Annotated in this window: 14 protein-coding genes; 7 read left to right on the top strand and 7 right to left on the bottom strand. The window is 65.5% G+C overall.

All coding sequences use genetic code 11. The annotated features are described in order from the left end of the window. The first annotated feature begins 239 nt into the window (after nt 1–239). The 3 genes from ACSQ27_RS10860 to ACSQ27_RS10870 all read left to right on the top strand — a co-directional run bounded on the left by ACSQ27_RS10860 (nt 240) and on the right by ACSQ27_RS10870 (nt 3,656). Nucleotides 240–2,558 (top strand): NADP-dependent malic enzyme, encoded by a 2,319-nt coding sequence (locus ACSQ27_RS10860; protein WP_436155517.1) that lies wholly within the window; start codon nt 240–242, stop codon nt 2,556–2,558. 217 nt (nt 2,559–2,775) lie between these two features. After that, nucleotides 2,776–3,153, top strand: coding sequence for a ribonuclease domain-containing protein (locus tag ACSQ27_RS10865; RefSeq protein ID WP_436155518.1), 378 nt, complete (start codon nt 2,776–2,778; stop codon nt 3,151–3,153). Nucleotides 3,154–3,206: 53 nt separating this feature from the next. Continuing rightward, nucleotides 3,207–3,656, top strand: a complete 450-nt coding sequence (locus tag ACSQ27_RS10870) for a barstar family protein (RefSeq protein ID WP_436155519.1) — start codon at nt 3,207–3,209, stop codon at nt 3,654–3,656. A 253-nt stretch (nt 3,657–3,909) separates the two neighbouring features. Here the strand turns inward: ACSQ27_RS10870 and rsmA are convergent, their stop codons facing one another. From rsmA to ACSQ27_RS10885, 3 genes are all read right to left on the bottom strand, one after another. Further along, a complete protein-coding gene (rsmA, locus tag ACSQ27_RS10875; protein ID WP_436155520.1) occupies nt 3,910–4,674 on the bottom strand; it encodes a 16S rRNA (adenine(1518)-N(6)/adenine(1519)-N(6))-dimethyltransferase RsmA in 765 nt (254 codons plus the stop codon). A 141-nt stretch (nt 4,675–4,815) separates the two neighbouring features. After that, a complete protein-coding gene (locus tag ACSQ27_RS10880) occupies nt 4,816–6,231 on the bottom strand; it encodes a peptidylprolyl isomerase (RefSeq protein ID WP_436155521.1) in 1,416 nt (471 codons plus the stop codon). Further along, entirely contained in the window at nt 6,224–8,686 is a 2,463-nt protein-coding gene (locus tag ACSQ27_RS10885) for an LPS-assembly protein LptD (RefSeq protein WP_436155522.1), read from the bottom strand. The genes ACSQ27_RS10880 and ACSQ27_RS10885 overlap by 8 nt, the downstream gene beginning before the upstream one ends. 105 nt (nt 8,687–8,791) lie before the next feature. Here ACSQ27_RS10885 and ACSQ27_RS10890 point away from each other — a divergent pair, with 105 nt between their 5' ends. From ACSQ27_RS10890 to ACSQ27_RS10900, 3 genes are read left to right on the top strand one after another with little or no spacing between them, the layout of a single operon-like run. Next, a complete protein-coding gene (locus ACSQ27_RS10890; RefSeq protein ID WP_436155523.1) occupies nt 8,792–9,898 on the top strand; it encodes an aminoglycoside phosphotransferase family protein in 1,107 nt (368 codons plus the stop codon). A gap of 48 nt (nt 9,899–9,946) precedes the next feature. After that, complete coding sequence (locus ACSQ27_RS10895) at nt 9,947–10,702, top strand: 16S rRNA (uracil(1498)-N(3))-methyltransferase (protein ID WP_436155524.1); 756 nt, start codon at nt 9,947–9,949, stop codon at nt 10,700–10,702. Further along, nucleotides 10,699–11,868, top strand: a complete 1,170-nt coding sequence (locus tag ACSQ27_RS10900; RefSeq protein WP_436155525.1) for an MFS transporter — start codon at nt 10,699–10,701, stop codon at nt 11,866–11,868. The genes ACSQ27_RS10895 and ACSQ27_RS10900 overlap by 4 nt, the downstream gene beginning before the upstream one ends. Before the next feature lie 24 nt (nt 11,869–11,892). Here the strand turns inward: ACSQ27_RS10900 and ACSQ27_RS10905 are convergent, their stop codons facing one another. Beyond that, the gene (locus ACSQ27_RS10905; RefSeq protein ID WP_436155526.1) at nt 11,893–12,807 is read right to left on the bottom strand and encodes a lysophospholipase; all 915 of its coding nucleotides are present in this window, start codon (nt 12,805–12,807) and stop codon (nt 11,893–11,895) included. A 76-nt stretch (nt 12,808–12,883) separates the two neighbouring features. Further along, entirely contained in the window at nt 12,884–14,359 is a 1,476-nt protein-coding gene (locus ACSQ27_RS10910) for a M20 family metallopeptidase (protein WP_436155527.1), read from the bottom strand. A 216-nt stretch (nt 14,360–14,575) separates the two neighbouring features. Between ACSQ27_RS10910 and ACSQ27_RS10915 the strand changes: the two genes are divergently transcribed. Then, entirely contained in the window at nt 14,576–15,430 is an 855-nt protein-coding gene (locus tag ACSQ27_RS10915) for a DUF72 domain-containing protein (protein ID WP_436155528.1), read from the top strand. Between the two features lie 264 nt (nt 15,431–15,694). On the opposite strand, the gene asd is transcribed toward ACSQ27_RS10915, so the two are convergent. Both asd and ACSQ27_RS10925 read right to left on the bottom strand, forming a co-directional pair. After that, nucleotides 15,695–16,543 carry an archaetidylserine decarboxylase gene (gene asd, locus ACSQ27_RS10920; protein WP_436155529.1) on the bottom strand — a complete coding sequence of 283 codons (849 nt, stop codon included), beginning with the start codon at nt 16,541–16,543 and terminating at the stop codon, nt 15,695–15,697. Between the two features lie 73 nt (nt 16,544–16,616). Continuing rightward, nucleotides 16,617–16,805 (bottom strand): heavy-metal-associated domain-containing protein, encoded by a 189-nt coding sequence (locus ACSQ27_RS10925; RefSeq protein ID WP_436155530.1) that lies wholly within the window; start codon nt 16,803–16,805, stop codon nt 16,617–16,619. Between the last annotated feature and the right edge of the window lie 143 nt (nt 16,806–16,948).

Below are 16,948 nucleotides of genomic sequence, written 5' to 3' on the forward strand. Positions count from 1 at the left end.
GAGCCGGGCCGTCGATGCGGCCGGTTCTGTATTTCGCGTTTAAAGCGCTCAAAAAGCAGCTACGCGCCGCTATCGTGAACAAGCTTCGCGGCGAAGCGGCTTTCCATGGCGAAAAGTCAAAAGCGATCCACCTTTTTGCGTAGATTCACTTACTAGGGTTTTCCCGTCCGGCGGCCTACAATCGCAGACCTTACAAGAAATTGACGGTCGACCGACCGTTCCCGCTGGAGACCTTGCTGATGCCGACACCACCCGCCGCGACGCCCACTGACCGTGAAGAAAAACGCGCCGAACTGCGCCGCGCCGCCCTTGAATACCACGAGTTTCCAACCCCCGGCAAGGTCGCCATCGCAGCGACCAAGCAGCTCACCAACCAGCGCGACCTGGCCCTGGCCTATTCCCCCGGCGTCGCGGCGCCCTGCGAAGAGATCGTCAAGGACCCCAACAACGCCTTCAAGTACACCAGCCGCGGCAACCTGGTGGCCGTGATCACCAACGGCACCGCGGTGCTGGGCCTGGGCGACATCGGCCCACTGGCTTCCAAGCCGGTCATGGAAGGCAAGGGCGTGCTGTTCAAGAAGTTCGCCGGCGTCGACGTGTTCGACATCGAGATCGACGAAAAAGACCCGGCCAAACTGGTCGACATCATTGCCTCGCTGGAGCCGACCTTCGGCGCCATCAACCTCGAAGACATCAAGGCGCCCGATTGCTTCTATGTGGAGCGCGAGCTGCGCAAGCGCATGAAGATCCCGGTGTTCCACGACGACCAGCACGGCACGGCCATCACCGTGGGTGCGGCGGTGCTGAACGCGCTCAAGGTGGTGGGCAAGGGCCCCGGCCAGGTCAAGCTGGTGACTTCCGGCGCGGGTGCGGCGGCGCTGGCCTGCCTGAACCTGCTGCTCAAGCTGGGCATACAGCGCGAAAACGTCTTCGTGACCGATCTGGCCGGCGTGGTCTATGAAGGCCGTACCGAGCTGATGGACGAGGACAAGATCCAGTTCGCGCAGAAGACCGACGCGCGCACCCTGAGCGAAGTCATCGCGGGCGCGGACATCTTCCTGGGCCTGTCGGCCGGCGGTGTGCTCAAGAAGGACATGGTCGCCAAGATGGCGGCCAAGCCCATCATCCTGGCGCTGGCCAATCCGAATCCGGAGATCACGCCCGAGGACGTCAAGTCCGTGCGCGACGACGCCATCATGGCGACCGGCCGCACCGACTACCCCAACCAGGTCAACAACGTCCTGTGCTTTCCCTACATCTTCCGCGGCGCACTGGATGCCGGCGCCTCCACCATCACCATCGAGATGGAAATCGCGGCCGTGCATGCGATTGCCGAGCTGGCGCAAGCCGAGCAGAGCGAAGTGGTAGCGGCCGCCTATGTCGGCGAGAAGCTCGCTTTCGGCCCGGAGTACCTGATCCCCAAGCCTTTTGATCCGCGCCTCATGATGAAGATCGCGCCCGCGGTGGCGCAGGCGGCGGCCGACAGCGGCGTGGCCCTGCGGCCCATCCAGGACATGAACGCCTACCGCGACAAGCTGCAGAGCTTCGTCTACGCCTCGGGCACAGTCATGAAGCCGATCTTCGCGGCCGCCAAGGCCGCCAGCCGCAAGCGCGTGGCCTACGCCGAGGGCGAGGAAGAACGCGTGCTGCGCGCCTGCCAGATCGTGGTGGACGAAGGCCTGGCACGGCCGACCTTGATCGGCCGACCCGCCATCATTGCCCAGCGCATCGAAAAATTCGGCCTGCGCCTGAAGGAAGAGCTCGACTACGACGTGGTCAACGTCGAGCAGGACCACCGCTACCGCGACTTCTGGCAGACCTACCACCGCATGATGGAGCGCCGCGGCGTCACGGTGCAGATCGCCAAGATCGAGATGCGCCGCCGCCTCACGCTGATCGCCGGCATGCTGCTGCACAAGGGCGACGTCGACGGCCTGATCTGCGGCACCTGGGGCACCACCGCCCACCACCTGGACTACCTGGACCAGGTGATCGGCAAGCGCGAAGGCGTCAACACCTACGCCTGCATGAACGGCCTGCTGCTGCCGAACCGCCAGGTCTTCCTGCTCGACACGCACGTCAACTGCGACCCGACGGCCGAGCAGCTCGCCGAGATCACCACCATGGCGGCCGAGGAAATGATGCGCTTCGGCATCAAGCCCAAGGCGGCCCTGCTGTCGCATTCGAACTTCGGCTCTTCCAACCTGCCCAGCGCGTTGAAGATGCGCCGCACGCTGGAGCTGCTGCGCGAAAAAGCGCCCTGGTTGGAAGTCGACGGTGAAATGCACGGCGACATGGCGCTGGACGCCGACGCGCGCGCACTGATCATGCCCAACAGCACGCTGGCCGGCGAGGCCAACCTGCTGGTACTGCCCAATATTGATGCGGCCAATATTTCGTACAACCTGCTCAAAACGGCGGCCGGCGGCAACATCGCCATTGGCCCCGTGCTGCTGGGCGCGAACAAACCCATGCACATCCTGACCGCGACCGCCACGGTACGCCGCATCGTCAACATGACGGCCCTGACGGTCGCGGATGCGAATGCGGCGCGATAAGCCAAAATTAGATAGCCAGTACTAACTTATTTAGGCAGTACCCCCGGTCTTTACTGCCTAAATTTTCAGCAGCCACTTGCGTTTTTTGGCCATATGCGGCAAACTACCTCTCTTGAAATTTAAGGGTTAACCCGAAATCGGCGGGCTGGCCTTAGGTTCCAGGAAAGGCTTCTTTTTCATGTTGCGCAATGGGTGGGGACGTTGGCAGGTGGCCAAAATGGTCGGCCTGCTGGTCTTGACAACCAGCCTGAGCGGGCTGATCCCCAGCGTGGTGCAGGCCAAGGGTGCGGATACACCGGCATCGGCCGGCACGATCGCAACGGCCCAATTGCCCCCGCAAGGGCGCGACATGATGACGCTGATTTACCAGGGTGGGCCGTTCAGGCATGACAAGGACGGCGTGGTGTTTGGCAACCGGGAGCGACTTCTTCCGGCCAACCGTCGCGGTTACTACCGCGAATACACCGTCAGGACGCCCAATGAACGCAGCCGGGGAGCCCGGCGCATTGTTTGTGGCGGCTTGAAACCCACCGCTCCGGATGCCTGTTATTACACCGACGACCACTATGCGAGTTTTCGCAGAATCGTTCAGTAAATGAACTGTGGTTGTTATTTCAAGTTTTTGACTTCAGAGAAAGAGTAGCGGAGATGGATACACCACTTCGTCGGGACAACGAGACGCCGGTGCGCAAGGACGGCGAAACGCCCTTGCGCGGCGTGCGGCAGAACATCGTTCAATCCATACGTGCCTTCCGGGTGCAGGATCTGCAGGACGCCGCAACGCAGCTGAACCAGCATTTCCTGTACGCCAACCTGGGCAACGCCCAGAGCAAGCAGGACGTGCTGGACATGATTGCGGCGCAATACACCTTCCCTGCGCACTTCGGCAAGAATTTCGACGCGCTGTACGACTGCATGACGGACCTGGTCCACAAATCAGGCCCGCAGCCCGGCTTCATCGTCGTGCTCGAGCAGATTCCGGCCAACGCCAAATTCGACAAGGAAGCGCGCGAGCAGCTGCTCGACATCTTCCGGGATGCTTCGGACTACTGGGCGGATCGCAAGATACCGTTCAGATGTTTCTATTCTTTTCTGTAGCCCGCTCCCCAGACATCGGCCAAGGGGATCGGGCGAATGAGGCCCAGCAAGCAGTTGCAGAAGGTGAAGAAGTCATGCCTACCGACAAACTGGTAGACGTGTCACCTCTGGCGTTGCGCATGAGCAGCCCGTTTAACGCGGGTTACTGGCTCGCCGCTGCTTAAAGCAAAAACGACATCGTGGGCGCCGCAAGCGCCCGCAAAAAAGCCCGTCCTTGACGGGCTTTTTTTATGCCGGAACACTGCCGGTCGGCTTACAGCGCCTGCACCAGCGCGACGTACTCGGCCACCGGCACTTCCTCGGCACGGCGCTGCACGTCAAACGTCCCGCCGAAGCCCCGCGCGGCCAGCCATTGTCCCAGGGTGTGGCGCAGCAGCTTGCGGCGCTGGCTGAAGGCCACCTGCACCAGCTCGCTGAGCAGCTTGACGTCCAGCGCCGCCGGCGCGGCATGCGGCACCATGCGCACCACCGCGCTGTCCACGCGCGGCGGCGGGTCAAAGCTGTGCGGCGGCACGAACAGCACATTTTCCATGGCATAGCGCCACTGCAGCATCACGCTGAGCCGGCCGTAGTCGCTGGTGGCCGGCGCGGCCACCATGCGGTCTATGACTTCCTTTTGCAGCATGAAGTGCTGGTCTTCAATCACGTCGACCGCGCCCAGCAGGTGAAACAGGATGGGCGTGGAGATGTTGTACGGCAGGTTGCCGACGACCCGGAGCTTTTGCCCCGGCGCGCAGGCGGTGCTCGCCAGCGCATGGATGTCCACCTTGAGGATGTCCGACTCGACCACGCTGAGCTGGGGATGCTGACGCAGCTGCCGGGCCAGGTCGCGGTCCAGCTCGATCACAGTCAGGTTACCCAGGCGTTCCACCAGGGGCTGCGTCAAGGCCGCAAGCCCGGGACCAATCTCCACCACAGCCTGGCCAGGCCGAGGCGCGATCGCCTGGACGATGCCTTCGATGATGCCCTGGTCAGTCAGGAAGTGCTGGCCGAAGCGTTTGCGGGGAATGTGTTTCACGATGGAGCGGCCTTACGCATTTAAATCAGCATGGGCCGCGGAACCGGCTTCGCCGGGCCGCAGGCGCAGCGGCCCCTTTCGTGATGAAAGGGGCAGGGAGAAGCCGCAGGCTACACGCAGTGAGCGACCGTGGGGGCCACATTATTGAGGAGGATCACGATACTCCACATACGCGCGGCCACGGACCTCCTGGGCCCAGAGTGCGTAGGCTTCGTTCTGTTTCTTCTCGCGCAGCACGTTGCGGGCGATTTCGCGCTGGTCGCGCTGCGAGAGCTGCGTGTCGCGACGCTCCAGCACCTGGATGATGTGCACGCCAAAGCGGGACACCAGCGGATCGGAGACCTGGTTGGGCGCCAGGCTGTTCATGACTTTTTCGAACTCGGGCACAAACATGCCGGGGCTGGCCCAACCCAGATCGCCGCCTTCCTTGGCCGAGCCGTCGTCGCTGTTCTCGCGGGCGAGGGCGGCAAAATCGGCCTGCCCCGCCTGGACACGTTTCTTGAACTCGGCGAGTTTTTCCGTCGCGGCGGCTTCCGTCTGTTTGGGGTTCAGGCGCAGCAGGATGTGCCGGGCATGGGTCTGCGTCACGGTGGCGCCGGGCATGCCGCCCTGGCGCTTTTCGATCACCTTGAGGATGTGAAAGCCCGCACCGCTTCGCACCGGGCCCGCCAGTCCGCCGGTCTGCAGGTTTTTGGTGGCCTCGACAAAGAGGGGAGGATAGCGGTCAGCGGCGCGCAGGCCCATCTGGCCGCCGGTGGTGCGTGTGGCGGATGCGGAGAACTCCGCGGCCAGCGCCGCAAAATCGCCGCCGGCCTTGGCGCGATCAACCACCTGCTGGGCCCTGGCCTGCAGCGCCGCGACCTGGTCGGGCGTGGCGTTCTCGGGCACCGCCACCAGGATCTCGCCCAGGTTGAGGGTCACGGCGGAAGCCTCGGCGCCGCCGCCTTCCTGGTCGCGCAGGAACTGGTCTATCTCCTGTTCGGTCACGGTGGCGCGCGATTCCAGCTCACGCTGGCGCAGCCGGCCCACCAGGAGCTCATCGCGCACTTCGGAGCGGAACTGGGTGTAGTCGACGCCGTCCGCCTTCAGGCGGCTGCGCAGCTGGTCCACCGAGATCTGGTTCTGGCTGGCCACGGTCTGGACCGCGTTTTCGATGGTGTTTTCGTCGATCCGGATCCCCGAGCTGCGTGCCAGCTGCAGTTGCGCCTTGTCGCTGATCATGCGCTCCAGGATCTGCGGCACCAGCTCACTGCGCGGCGGCAGGGCCGTGCCCTGCTGGAGGATCTGCTGCTCGGTGCGGATCAGTTTGAGGCGAACCTCGCTGTTGGTGATCGGCTCGGAATTCACCACCGCGACGATGAAATCGGCCTGGCGCTGCCCGCCGCCCTGGGCCGGTGCCCGCGCGGCGGCCGTCGGGTCGGACAGGCGCAGGGGATTGGACGGCTTGAGCCCCTGGGCCTGCACCTGAACCGCCAGCAAGGCCGAAAGCGCCAGCGCAAGGGCGGTGGCGCGCGGCAGGCTCGGGAAAAGGTCAGGGGAGAAACGGGTATTAGTCATAAGTGGTAAAGCGGCTTGGAGAGTCGATTTTCTCACGCAGGTACTGGTAGCGCGGGACATTTGACTTGAGGGTTTCCAGGGGGTTCCCGCCGATGCGGGAGAAACCCACCAGCTCCAGCTGGAACATGATCCGGGTGTCGGTAGTGCCGGTGCCGGTCTGCGAACGCTGCAACACGACGCGGCCTATCCAGCAGCAGCCGTCGTATTCGACGCCGATGATGGAGTCGACCAGCCGCTTGTCCAGCACGCTGTAGTTCAGCCGGCCGACCGCGTAATAGCGCCCCGGCCCCAGGCCCTGCCCCGCGCCCAGGTCTTTGCCCTTGTCGCCCCAGAGGTCGTTGATGGGCCACTGCCAGCCCACGTCGATCTGCTCGCTGACGTTGCGCTGGCGCCGGAATGCGGCGCTGATGACGCGGTAATTGCCCGGGTTGTAGCGCACGCCGAAAGAGGCGCGCTCGGACTGCTTGGTCTTGGGGTTGTACTGCACCGTGCTGTCGAAGGACCACTGCGGCACCCAGTTGACGGACGCGCCGACCAGGATGTCGCTGATGCGGTCGGTGACGGGCAGCGCGCCGGGCAGCGTCACCCGCTGGTCTTCAAAACGCAGGCGCTGCGCGATGCCGACGCGCACGGCCTCGGCGCCGGTCGCGGGATCCAGCAGGCGGGAAGTCACGCCCAGCGTCAGCAGGTTGGCGTCGGAAATACGGTCATTGCCGACAAAAGCGTTCTCGGTGAAGACGGTCGCGAAGTTGAAGTCGTTCAGGCCGGAGTCATAGTTGGGCAGCAGGCTCTGGTCGCGGTAGGGCGTGCGGACATAAAAAGCCCGCGGCTCCAGCGTCTGGGTGAAACTGCGGCCCAGGAAGCTGGCCTCGCGCTCGAACTGCAGGCCGCTGTCCAGGCTGAAGGTCGGAACCACACGCGAGGCCGTCCTCGCCCCGCCGACCAGCGGCGCGTCGAACTGGTAGCTGGTGGCGTGCAGCTGCACCTTGGGCGTGATGAAGCCGGCCGACGACAGCCAGGGACGGCTGATCTGCAGCTTGGTGTAGGCCCGGTTGCTGTTGGGCTGGTTCGTCAGGACCCGGTCGGCGGAGAAGCGGGTGTAATCGCCCTCGATCGACCAGTCGAAGCCGTTGCCCAGCCCCCACAGGGGGGCATCCACCCGGGTGTAGGCGGCCGTCAGTTGCGGAAGGCGGTCGTAGGGAGGGACGATGGGCGAGGTCACGTCCTGCAGCGTCTGCCATTTCAGGGTGCGTAGGGTGCTGGAGAAGAAGCCCCGGCTCCAGGACAGGGTGGCGTCCTGGGACAGCAGCCGCTGGGTGGTGGAGCCGAACCGCGCCGGGAAATCCTTCCAGTAATCGTTGTCGCTGACACGATTCATGTTCAGGTTGAGGCCGAGGTTGCCGACAGAAGCCAGGCCGGTGTCAATGATGCCGGTGTGCTGGTAGCCGTAGGACCAGCGGTCCCGGTTGCGCAGCTTGTCGCTGGGCAGGTAATTGGCGCGCAATTCGCCCCGGTAGCTGGGCTCCAGGTAACGGAACTCGCCGGCGAGGTCTATGCCGCGCTTGCTCAGGATCGCCGGGGAGAAGGTCGCGTCCCGGTTGGGCGCGATGTCGAAGTAATAAGGCTGGCGAAATTCAAAGCCGTTGGTCGACCCCATGCTGATGGTGGGCGGCAGCAGGCCGGACTTGCGCTTGTCGCTCAGCGGAAAGCTGACCTTGGGAAAAGCCAGGATGGGCACGCTTTTGAAGCGGACGACGGCATTGCGGGCCACGCCGACCTCGGTCTCCAGGTCGAACTCGAAACTGCTGGCGCGCAACACCCAGGAGGGCTCCCAGCTCGCCTCGTCTTCGCGCTCGCAGGTGGTGTAGGTCGCGCGCTGGGCCGTCAGGTGGTTTTCGTCGAGGAAATCGACCCGCTGCGCCCGGCCGTTGCCGCCGTTGCTCAGGAAGCGGTAATCAGGCGTGGTGAAAAAACCCTCGAACCGGTCCAGCTTGAGTTCCAGCTCGGGACCTTCAAAGCGGTTGCCGGCCCGGTTGATGCGGACATTGCCGCGGCTTTTGAGCTGGTCGTCGGGCTGGTAATACTCGATGCGGTCGGCGCGTATGGAGGTCGCCCCGCGGCGCAGTTCCGCATTCCCGTCGATCACGGTCTCCAGGTCCGGGCGTCCCGACACGCGGTCGCCGAAGATAAAGGTCGGGCCCCGGTCCTGCGGGTCGCTGGAGACTTCCTCGGCCAGCATGGGGGTGGGCCTGAGCTTCAAGACGCTCTCGGTCTCCGCCATCTCAGCCGGCGTGGGGGCCGACGCGCCACGCGCCGGCGCTGGCGCCTCAGGCACCGACTGGGCGTGCGCCGTCCCCGCAACAGTCATCCCCAGCGTGGCGCAAAACACGACCAGCCTGGAGACAGCAAGAGCCACCGGAGAGAGAATAAAAGGCGAGGGGGATGCGCGGCGCATCGTTTATGTGAGATAAACCCGTTTGTAAAATCAGGCCCGATTATCCATGACCCTCCAGCCCATCCCCAGAATAAAGAAGCCAAGCCCGGCGAAGGCCGCGCAGGCATGACCGCGCCGTCCATCGCCTGGGCCGACCCGGCACGCGCCGCCGCCTTCGACAAGTGGCTGGCCGACATGGCCCGCCAGCACGATTTGCAGGCCGGCACGCTGAGGCCGGCATCGGCCGACGCCAGTTTTCGCCGCTATTTCAGGGTCGACGCCGCATCCGGCGAGGGCAGCTGCATCATCATGGATGCGCCGCCCGCGCAGGAAGATTGCAAACCCTTCGTCAAAATCGCCGGCCTGATGGCGGACGCGGGCCTGAACGCGCCCCGCGTGCTGGCATGGGACGAGCCCCTGGGCTTCATGCTGCTGAGCGACCTGGGCGCGCAAACCATGATGGAGGTGATCGCGCCTCCCGCCGCGGTTGACGCAATTTCCAGCCCCGCATCGGCGCACTACGAGCTGTATGCCCATGCGGTGGACGCCCTGGTGCGCTGGCAGCTCGCCTCGAAACCCGGTGTATTGCCCCCTTATGACGACGCGCTGCTGTCGCGCGAACTCTCGCTGTTTCCCGACTGGTATGTCGCCAAACACCGCAAGCTGCCGCTGGACAACGGCCTGCAGGAGAAGCTGAACGTTCTCTTCGAACAGATCAAGGCCAGCAACCTGAATTCGCTCGACGGTGCACGCGTGTTCGTGCACCGCGACTTCATGCCGCGCAATCTCATGATCCCAAGCGGCTCGCCGGCGCCTCTCACAGATGCGCCACCACTGGGGGTTCTTGATTTCCAGGATGCGGTCTACGGCCCCATCAGCTATGACATCGCCAGCCTGATGCGCGACGCATTCCTGAGCTGGGAAGAGGATTTTGTGCTCGACATCACCGTGCGCTACTGGCAGAAGGCGCGCAAGGCGGGCCTGCCGGTCGGCGACGATTTCGGCGAGTTCTACCGCGCCGTCGAATGGATGGGCCTGCAGCGCCACCTCAAGATTCTGGGTATTTTTGCGCGCCTCACGCTGCGCGACGGCAAGCCCAAGTACCTGGCCGACACGCCGCGCTTTATCCGCTACGCCCGCAACACCGCCGCGCGCTACCGCCAGCTGGGCCCGCTGATGGTGCTGCTCGACGAGATCGAAGGCAATGAAACCCGCGTGGGCTACACGTTCTGACCGCATGAAGCATCCCCTCCACCGCGCCCCCACAGCCAAGGCCGTGGCGTGAGCGCCCGTTTCTACGCCGACATGGCGCTGGTGCCGGGCACGACCGTCCAGTTGCCACCGGCCACCGCCCGCCACGTCCAGGTCCTGCGGCTGCAGCCCGGGGACGCGCTTTCGCTGTTCAACGGCAGGGGTGACGGCCAGCCCGGCAGCGAAGGGGAGTTCGAAGCCACGGTCGCGCGCATGGGGCGCAGCGAGGTCGAGGTCATCATCGGCGCCTACACTCCCACGGCGCGCGAGGCCGGCCGCGCTATCCACCTGGCGGTCGCCATGCCCGCCAACGAGCGCATGGACTGGCTGGTCGAAAAAGCCGCCGAGCTCGGCGCAGCCAGCATCCAGCCCCTGATGAGCGAGCGCAGCGTGTTGCGCATCAAGGGCGAACGCGCCGACAAAAAAATCTCGCACTGGCGCGGCGTGGCCATCGCCGCCTGTGAGCAGTGCGGCCGCAGCCGCGTGCCGCTGATCCACGACGTCGCCAACTTGGCCGACTGGCTCAAGGGCAGCGGCGACGCGGCCCCGGACGGAAGCCGGCTGCTGCTGTCGCTGCGCGAAGGCAGCCGGCCGCTGGCCCAGGCGGTTCCGGGCAACGGCGCGCTGACCTTTTTAAGCGGCCCCGAGGGCGGCCTCAGCCCCGCCGAAGAAGCCGCCGCCATCGCCCGCGGCTTCAGCCCCGTCACGCTGGGCCCGCGCGTGCTGCGGGCCGAAACCGCGCCGCTGGCCTGCCTGTCGCTGTTGACGCTGGGGGCTGCCGCATGAACCGCAACCTCTGGCTGCTGGCCGTTTGCCAGGGCTTGTTCCTGACCAACAACGTCACCTTCATCGCCATCAACGGCCTGGTCGGGCTGAACCTGGCGCCGCTGGGCTGGATGGCGACCCTGCCCGTCATGGGCTATGTGGTGGGCGGGGCGCTGTCGACCGCAGTGGTGGCGCGCACGCAGGCGCGCTTCGGCCGCAAGACCTCCTTCCAGCTCGGCTTGCTGGTGGCCGTGGCCTCGGCTTTGCTGTGCTGCTACGCGGCCTACGGCAAGAACTTCTGGCTGCTGGTGGCGGCCACGGTGGTGGCCGGCTACTACAGCGCCAACGCGCAGCTTTACCGCTTTGCCGCGGCCGAGCTGGCCCTGCCGGCCTTTCGCGAGAAAGCCATTTCGCTGGTCATGGCCGGCGGCCTGCTGGGTGCCGTCGCCGGGCCCAATCTCGCGGCCCGCACGCGGGAGCTGACCGACGTGCCTTTTGCCGGCGCCTACCTGGCGCTGGCGGGCGTGGCGCTGCTGTCCATGGCGCTGCTGGCCTTCATCCAGTTTCCGCCGCCGCCCGAGGCGCACGCGTCGCGGGGAGGGCGGCCGCTGTCTGAAATCATGCGGCAGCCGGTCTTCATCGTGGCCGCGGCCGCCGGCGCGCTGGGCTTTGGCGTGATGAACCTCCTGATGGCCGCCACACCGATCGCCATGCAGATCTGCGGCCTGCCGTTTTCCAGCGTTGCGCTGGTGCTGGAGTGGCATGTGATCGGCATGTTCGCCCCCGGCTTTTTCACCGGCCACCTGATCCGCCGCTTCGGCGCCCTGCCCATCATGGCGGTGGGCGTGGCGCTGAACGTGCTGTGCGTGCTGATCGCGCTCTCGGGCGTGGACCTGAAGCAGTTCCTGGTAGCGCTGTTTGTGCTGGGGCTGGGCTGGAATTTCCTGTTCACCGGCAGCACCACGCTGGCGCTCACGGCCTACCGCCCCGAAGAAAAAGACAAGGCCCAGGGCGCGCTCAATTTCTGTATTTTTGCGGTGCTGGCGATTTCTTCGCTGGCCTCGGGGGTGCTGGTCACCACGCAGGGATGGACCTTGCTGAACCTCGGTTCGTTGCTGCCGCTGGGCCTGACCGGCGCGGCGCTGGCCTGGCTTGCGCTGGCCCAGCGCAAGAGCCGGGGCGCCTGAGTCCTTTGCCGGGCCGCGAGCGCGCTAGAAGCGCGCGTCCAGCCAGGCTTTGAGCGTGTCGAACACCGGCACCGAATCGGTTTCGTTGAAAATCTCGTGGTAGAGGCCCTCAAAACAGCGCGTGGTCACCGTGCCGGGCATGACGTCCCGTGAATTCGTGGCGCTTTCTGCAAAAGCGCGGCTGCCCGCCGGGTCGACAAGGCTGTCAGCACCCGCGTACATCAGCAGCGTGGGCGTGCGCCAGCGGGCGGCGGCGGCTATGGTCGCGGGACCTGCCGTCGCGATGAACTTGCCCAGCCGCGGCGAAATCCTGTTGTGCACCTGCCGGTCGGCAACGTATTTCCTGACCACCTCCGGGTCGTGCGAGAGGTAGTTCGGATCCAGGCCGTTGCCCACGCACAGGTTGGGCGCCAGTTTCGGCATGAAAGCCAGCAGCAGTTTTTGCAGCGGGCCGAGGCCGGCATCCAGTGCCGGCGAGGACATCACCAGGCCGTCGACGGGACGTATGCCCAGCGAGACAAAGCGGCTGACCACCAGGCCGCCCAGGCTGTGGCCCAGCAGGACGATCGGAAGCTGGGCGGATTCCGGCGCCGCGGATTCCCGCAGCATGCGCATGCAGCGCAGCCGCGTGTCGTCGACCACCTCGGCTAGGTCGTCGAGCAAGGTGCTGTCCTGGGGCAGCACGCCGCGCGCGCCGCCGGACTCGCCGTGGCCGCGCTGGTCGTAAGCGCGCACGGCAAAACCCCACTCCATCAATTGGCGCGCGACATGGTCGTAGCGCAGGGCGTGTTCACCCAGGCCGTGCACCAGCAGCACGACGGCGCGCGGCGGCGGCGCGTGCGGGCCCATTTCGTCGGCCCAGGCGTCCAGCGGCCACTCGTAGAGGGCCAGGTTCTCGCCGTCGCGGGCGGTGAAGGGGGCTAGGACGGTCGAATGCATGCGGCGGCGAAAACCTGGCCTGGGGCAAGCATGCGCGGGAGGCCGCGATGCAGGGAAGAAGGGCGGCGCACCCGAGTCAACCGGGGACGCGGGCCATCACGTGCGCGACCGCGGCGGTCAGCTTCTTGGCATAGGGCACGTTCAGGAATTCGTTGGGGCCGTGGGCATTGCTCTTGGGGCCCAGCACGCCGCAGACCATCATCTGCGCCTTGGGGAAGCCCTTGCTCAGCATGTTCATCAGCGGAATGGTGCCGCCCTGGCCTATGGTGCCGCAAGGCGCGCCGAAAAAGCTCTGCGACGCGTCGTTGAGCGCGTTCTCGAACCAGGGCACGGTGCCGGGCGCATTCCAGCCGGTCGCGCCGCCGTTGCTTTCGAAGGTCACCTTGGCCTGGTAGGGCGCGTTGTCTTCCAGCAGCGTCTTGAGTTCCTGCACCGCCGCGCCGGCATCGATCAGCGGCGGGAAACGCAGCGAGAGCTTGAAGGCGGTGTAAGGCCGCAGCACGTTGCCGGCGTCCTTGAGCGCCGGGAAGCCCTCGGCACCGGTGACGCTCAGCGTGGGGCGCCAGGTGCGGTTGAGCAGGGCTTCGACCGGGTCGGTGGTGGTGGGCAAGGCAAAGCTGCTGGAGCCTTCGCAATCGTAGTGCGCCCACGGAAAGCGCTTGTAGATTTCCTCGCCGAGGATTTTGGCCGTGGCCTGCGCCTGGGCCAGGCGGTCGGCCGGGATTTCGCAATGAAAGCTCTGCGGCAGCAGGCGCCCGGTCTTGCTGTCCTCGAGGCGGTCCAGCACCTGGCGCATGATGCGAAAGCTCGAGGGCACCAGGCCGCTGGCGTCGCCGGAGTGCACGCCCTCCGTGAGAATTTCGACCTTGAGCACGCCGGCCGCGTTGCCGCGCAGGCTGGTGGTCAGCCACAGCTGGTCGTAATTGCCCGCGCCGGAATCCAGGCACACCACCAGCGCGACCTCGCCGAGGCGCTCGCGCAGCGCGTTGACATAGGGCAGCAAATCGTAGGAGCCGCTTTCCTCGCAGGTCTCGATCAGGCCGACGATGCGCGGGTGCGGAACGTTCTGCGCCTTGAGCGCCTGTACGGCGGCGATGCTGGCGTAGACGGCGTAGCCGTCGTCGGCGGCGCCGCGGCCGTAGAGCTTGCCGTCCTCGTACTTCGCCGTCCAGGGGCTCAGGTCATTGCGCCATCCGGTGAATTCGGGCTGCTTGTCAAGGTGGCCGTACATCAGCACGGTTTGCGTCGAGTCGGCGCGCGTGGCCGGGATCTCAAAAAACAGCACCGGGGTGCGGCCTTCGAGGCGCACGACTTCCAGCGTGAGGCCTTCAACTTTCTGCGCCTCGACCCAGGCCGCCGCATTACGCATGACGGTGTCGATGAAACCGTGCTGCGCCCAGTCGCTGTCGAAGGTCGGGGACTTGGCGGGGATGGAAATGTAGTCGGTGATCTGTTTGACGATGTCGCCGTCCCACTGGGCGGTCACCTGGGAAAGGGCCTGGGCGGCGTTGAGGATGCTGGCGGGGATTTCGCGGTGCAGGGGGGCGTTCATGGAAGGGCTCCGAGGGAAAAAGTCGGCTTTTCAGGGCAGCTTTTGGCTGCGACAGCTGCTACTGTACGCTTCCGACACAGACCGCGCCACCGGCCAAGGGAAGACCCGCAATTGGAGAATTCCACCTACAGCGCCCGCAGCCGGCGGGGGCAAAGATATCCGCTCTTATTCCCCTCCATTTGGATGAGAGAGCATCCAGCACGCCACGGAGCCCCCATGACACGAGCCAGCCCCCCAGCAAGCCCTTCCGCACCGGCCGATTCCCGCACCCGCGCGGGCGTGGGCGGCTGGACCTTCGAGCCCTGGCGCAGCAACTTCTTTCCGCCCGGCCTGCCGCACAGCCGCGAGCTCGAATACGCGAGCCGCCAGCTGAGCGCCATCGAGGTCAACGGCACTTATTACGGCACGCTCAAGCCGGCCAGTTTCAAAAAGTGGCATGACGAGACACCCGACGGCTTCATGTTCTCGCTCAAAGCCTCGCGCTACGCGACCAACCGCCGCGTGTTGGCCGAGGCCGGCGAATCCATCCAGCGCTTCACGGAAAGCGGCATCAGCGAACTGGGCGAAAAACTGGGCCCCATCGTCTGGCAGTTCATGCCCGGCAAGGTGTTTGAGCCCGAGGACTTTGAGGCCTTCCTCGCGCTGCTGCCGAAACAGGTGGACGGCCGGGCGTTGCGCCACGTGGTCGACGTGCGCCACGAAAGTTTCATGTCGCCCGACTACCTTGCGCTGGCACGTCGTTACAAGGTGGCCACCGTATTTACCGACGCTGACAAATTCCCGTCTTTTGCCGACCTCACGGGCGACTTTGCCTATGCCCGGCTGATGATGAGCGAGGCAAGCCTGGAGACCGGGTACGAGGACGCTGCGCTGGACGCCTGGGCCGAACGTGCGCGGCAATGGGCCGCAGGCGGCGTGCCGGCCGACCTGCCGGCGCTGGAAGAAGCCCCGTCGCAAGGCAAGCCGCGCGACGTGTTTGTGTATTTCATCAACGGTGCCAAGGAAAGGGCGCCGGCCGCGGCCATGGCGTTTTTAAGCCGGCTGGGCTTTAGGCCTTCAGATCAGGCCTAGAACCTGTTTACGGCCTAAACGGGGCCGCGTTGGGGTGCAATCGGGATGAGCGGGCCGACCGGGCACGCTGCATGGGCTAATGCCCATGCAAGGGCCTGGGTGGCTCAATCGCCCGATTTCACCCCAACCCGGAGGGCAAGCCCCTTCTCGGGCGGTCTGCGGCGTTGCGGCGCTAGCCCATAGGTGAACTATGGGCGTCGCACCGCGCCTTGCATCCCATCCCGAGAAGGCGCTTGCGCGGTCCCGTTTAGGCCGTAAACAGGTTCAGGAGGCCATGGCCTCGCCGAGCCGGATTTCGCGGCCGGGTGCCCACTCCGGGTTAAAGCGCAGCGGCCCCTTGGGAAACAGCATGACGACGGTGGAGCCCAGCAGGAAGCGGCCCATTTCCTCACCCTGCTTCAGGCGGATCGCGGAAGTCGGCTCGTCGGGGTAGTCCCATTGCCGCACCACCTTGCCGCGCGGCGGGTTGACCACGCCGTGCCACACCGTGGCCATGCTGCCGACAATCGTCGCGCCGACCAGCACCAGCACAAAAGGCCCGCGCGCCGATTCGAAGACGCAGACCACGCGTTCATTGCGCGCGAACAGCCCCGGCACGCCGCGCGCGGTGACCGGGTTGACGGAAAACAGCTCGCCCGGCACATAAATCATGCGCACCAGCCGCCCGTCACAAGGCATGTGGATGCGGTGGTAGTCCCGGGGGCTCAGGTACAAGGTGGCGAAGTGGCCGTCCTGGTAGTGGGCGGCCAGTGCCGCATCGCCGCCCACCAGCGCGGTGGTGGAATAACTGTGGCCCTTGGCCTGGAAAATCTGGTCCTTCTCGATCGCGCCGAACTGGCTGATCGCGCCGTCGACCGGCGACACCAGCTCGGCCACCGCCAGCGGCCGCGCGCCGGGCTTGAGCGCGCGCGTGAAAAAGTCGTTGAAGGTGAGGTAGCTGGTGATGTCCGAGTTGAGGGCCTCGTCCATGTTGACCCGATACTTGGCGACAAAGCGGCGGATGATTTCCGTGGTAACCCAGCCGCGCTCGCGCGAGGCTACGAAACCGGCAAAGGAAGTCAGCGCCTGTTTGGGGAACAGGTATTGGGGAAGGACGGCGAATCGGTCGGACACTAGGCGGCTTGAAGGGTGGAGGAAGGGCCATTCTATCGATGCCCAAACGCCACCTCCGTCGCCCGGAGGACGCTTACTGTGCGGGATAACCCGCCTCGGCGAGCACCGCCGCCACGGCCAGCCGGTCTTGCGAGGACTGCACCACGACTTTTTTGGCCGCCAGGTCCACGCTGACCTGCGCAGCCGGGTCCAATGACTTGACGGCCTGGGTGATGGCGCTGGCGCAGTGGCCGCAGCTCATGGCGGGGATGTTGAATTCCATCAGGGAGTTTCCTCAAAAATTGATGACACTGGGCAAAGTCTGAACCTTCCCATGGGGGCAAAGTCCAGCCGGATCGGCCAAACCCTCCCCGCGCCTGTGGCTATTGTCCCGCGGGCTTGACCCTCCCATGGTGGTAAGGTTCA

Source organism: Polaromonas sp. LjRoot131, from assembly GCF_964252805.1.
Taxonomy (GTDB): domain Bacteria; phylum Pseudomonadota; class Gammaproteobacteria; order Burkholderiales; family Burkholderiaceae_C; genus Polaromonas.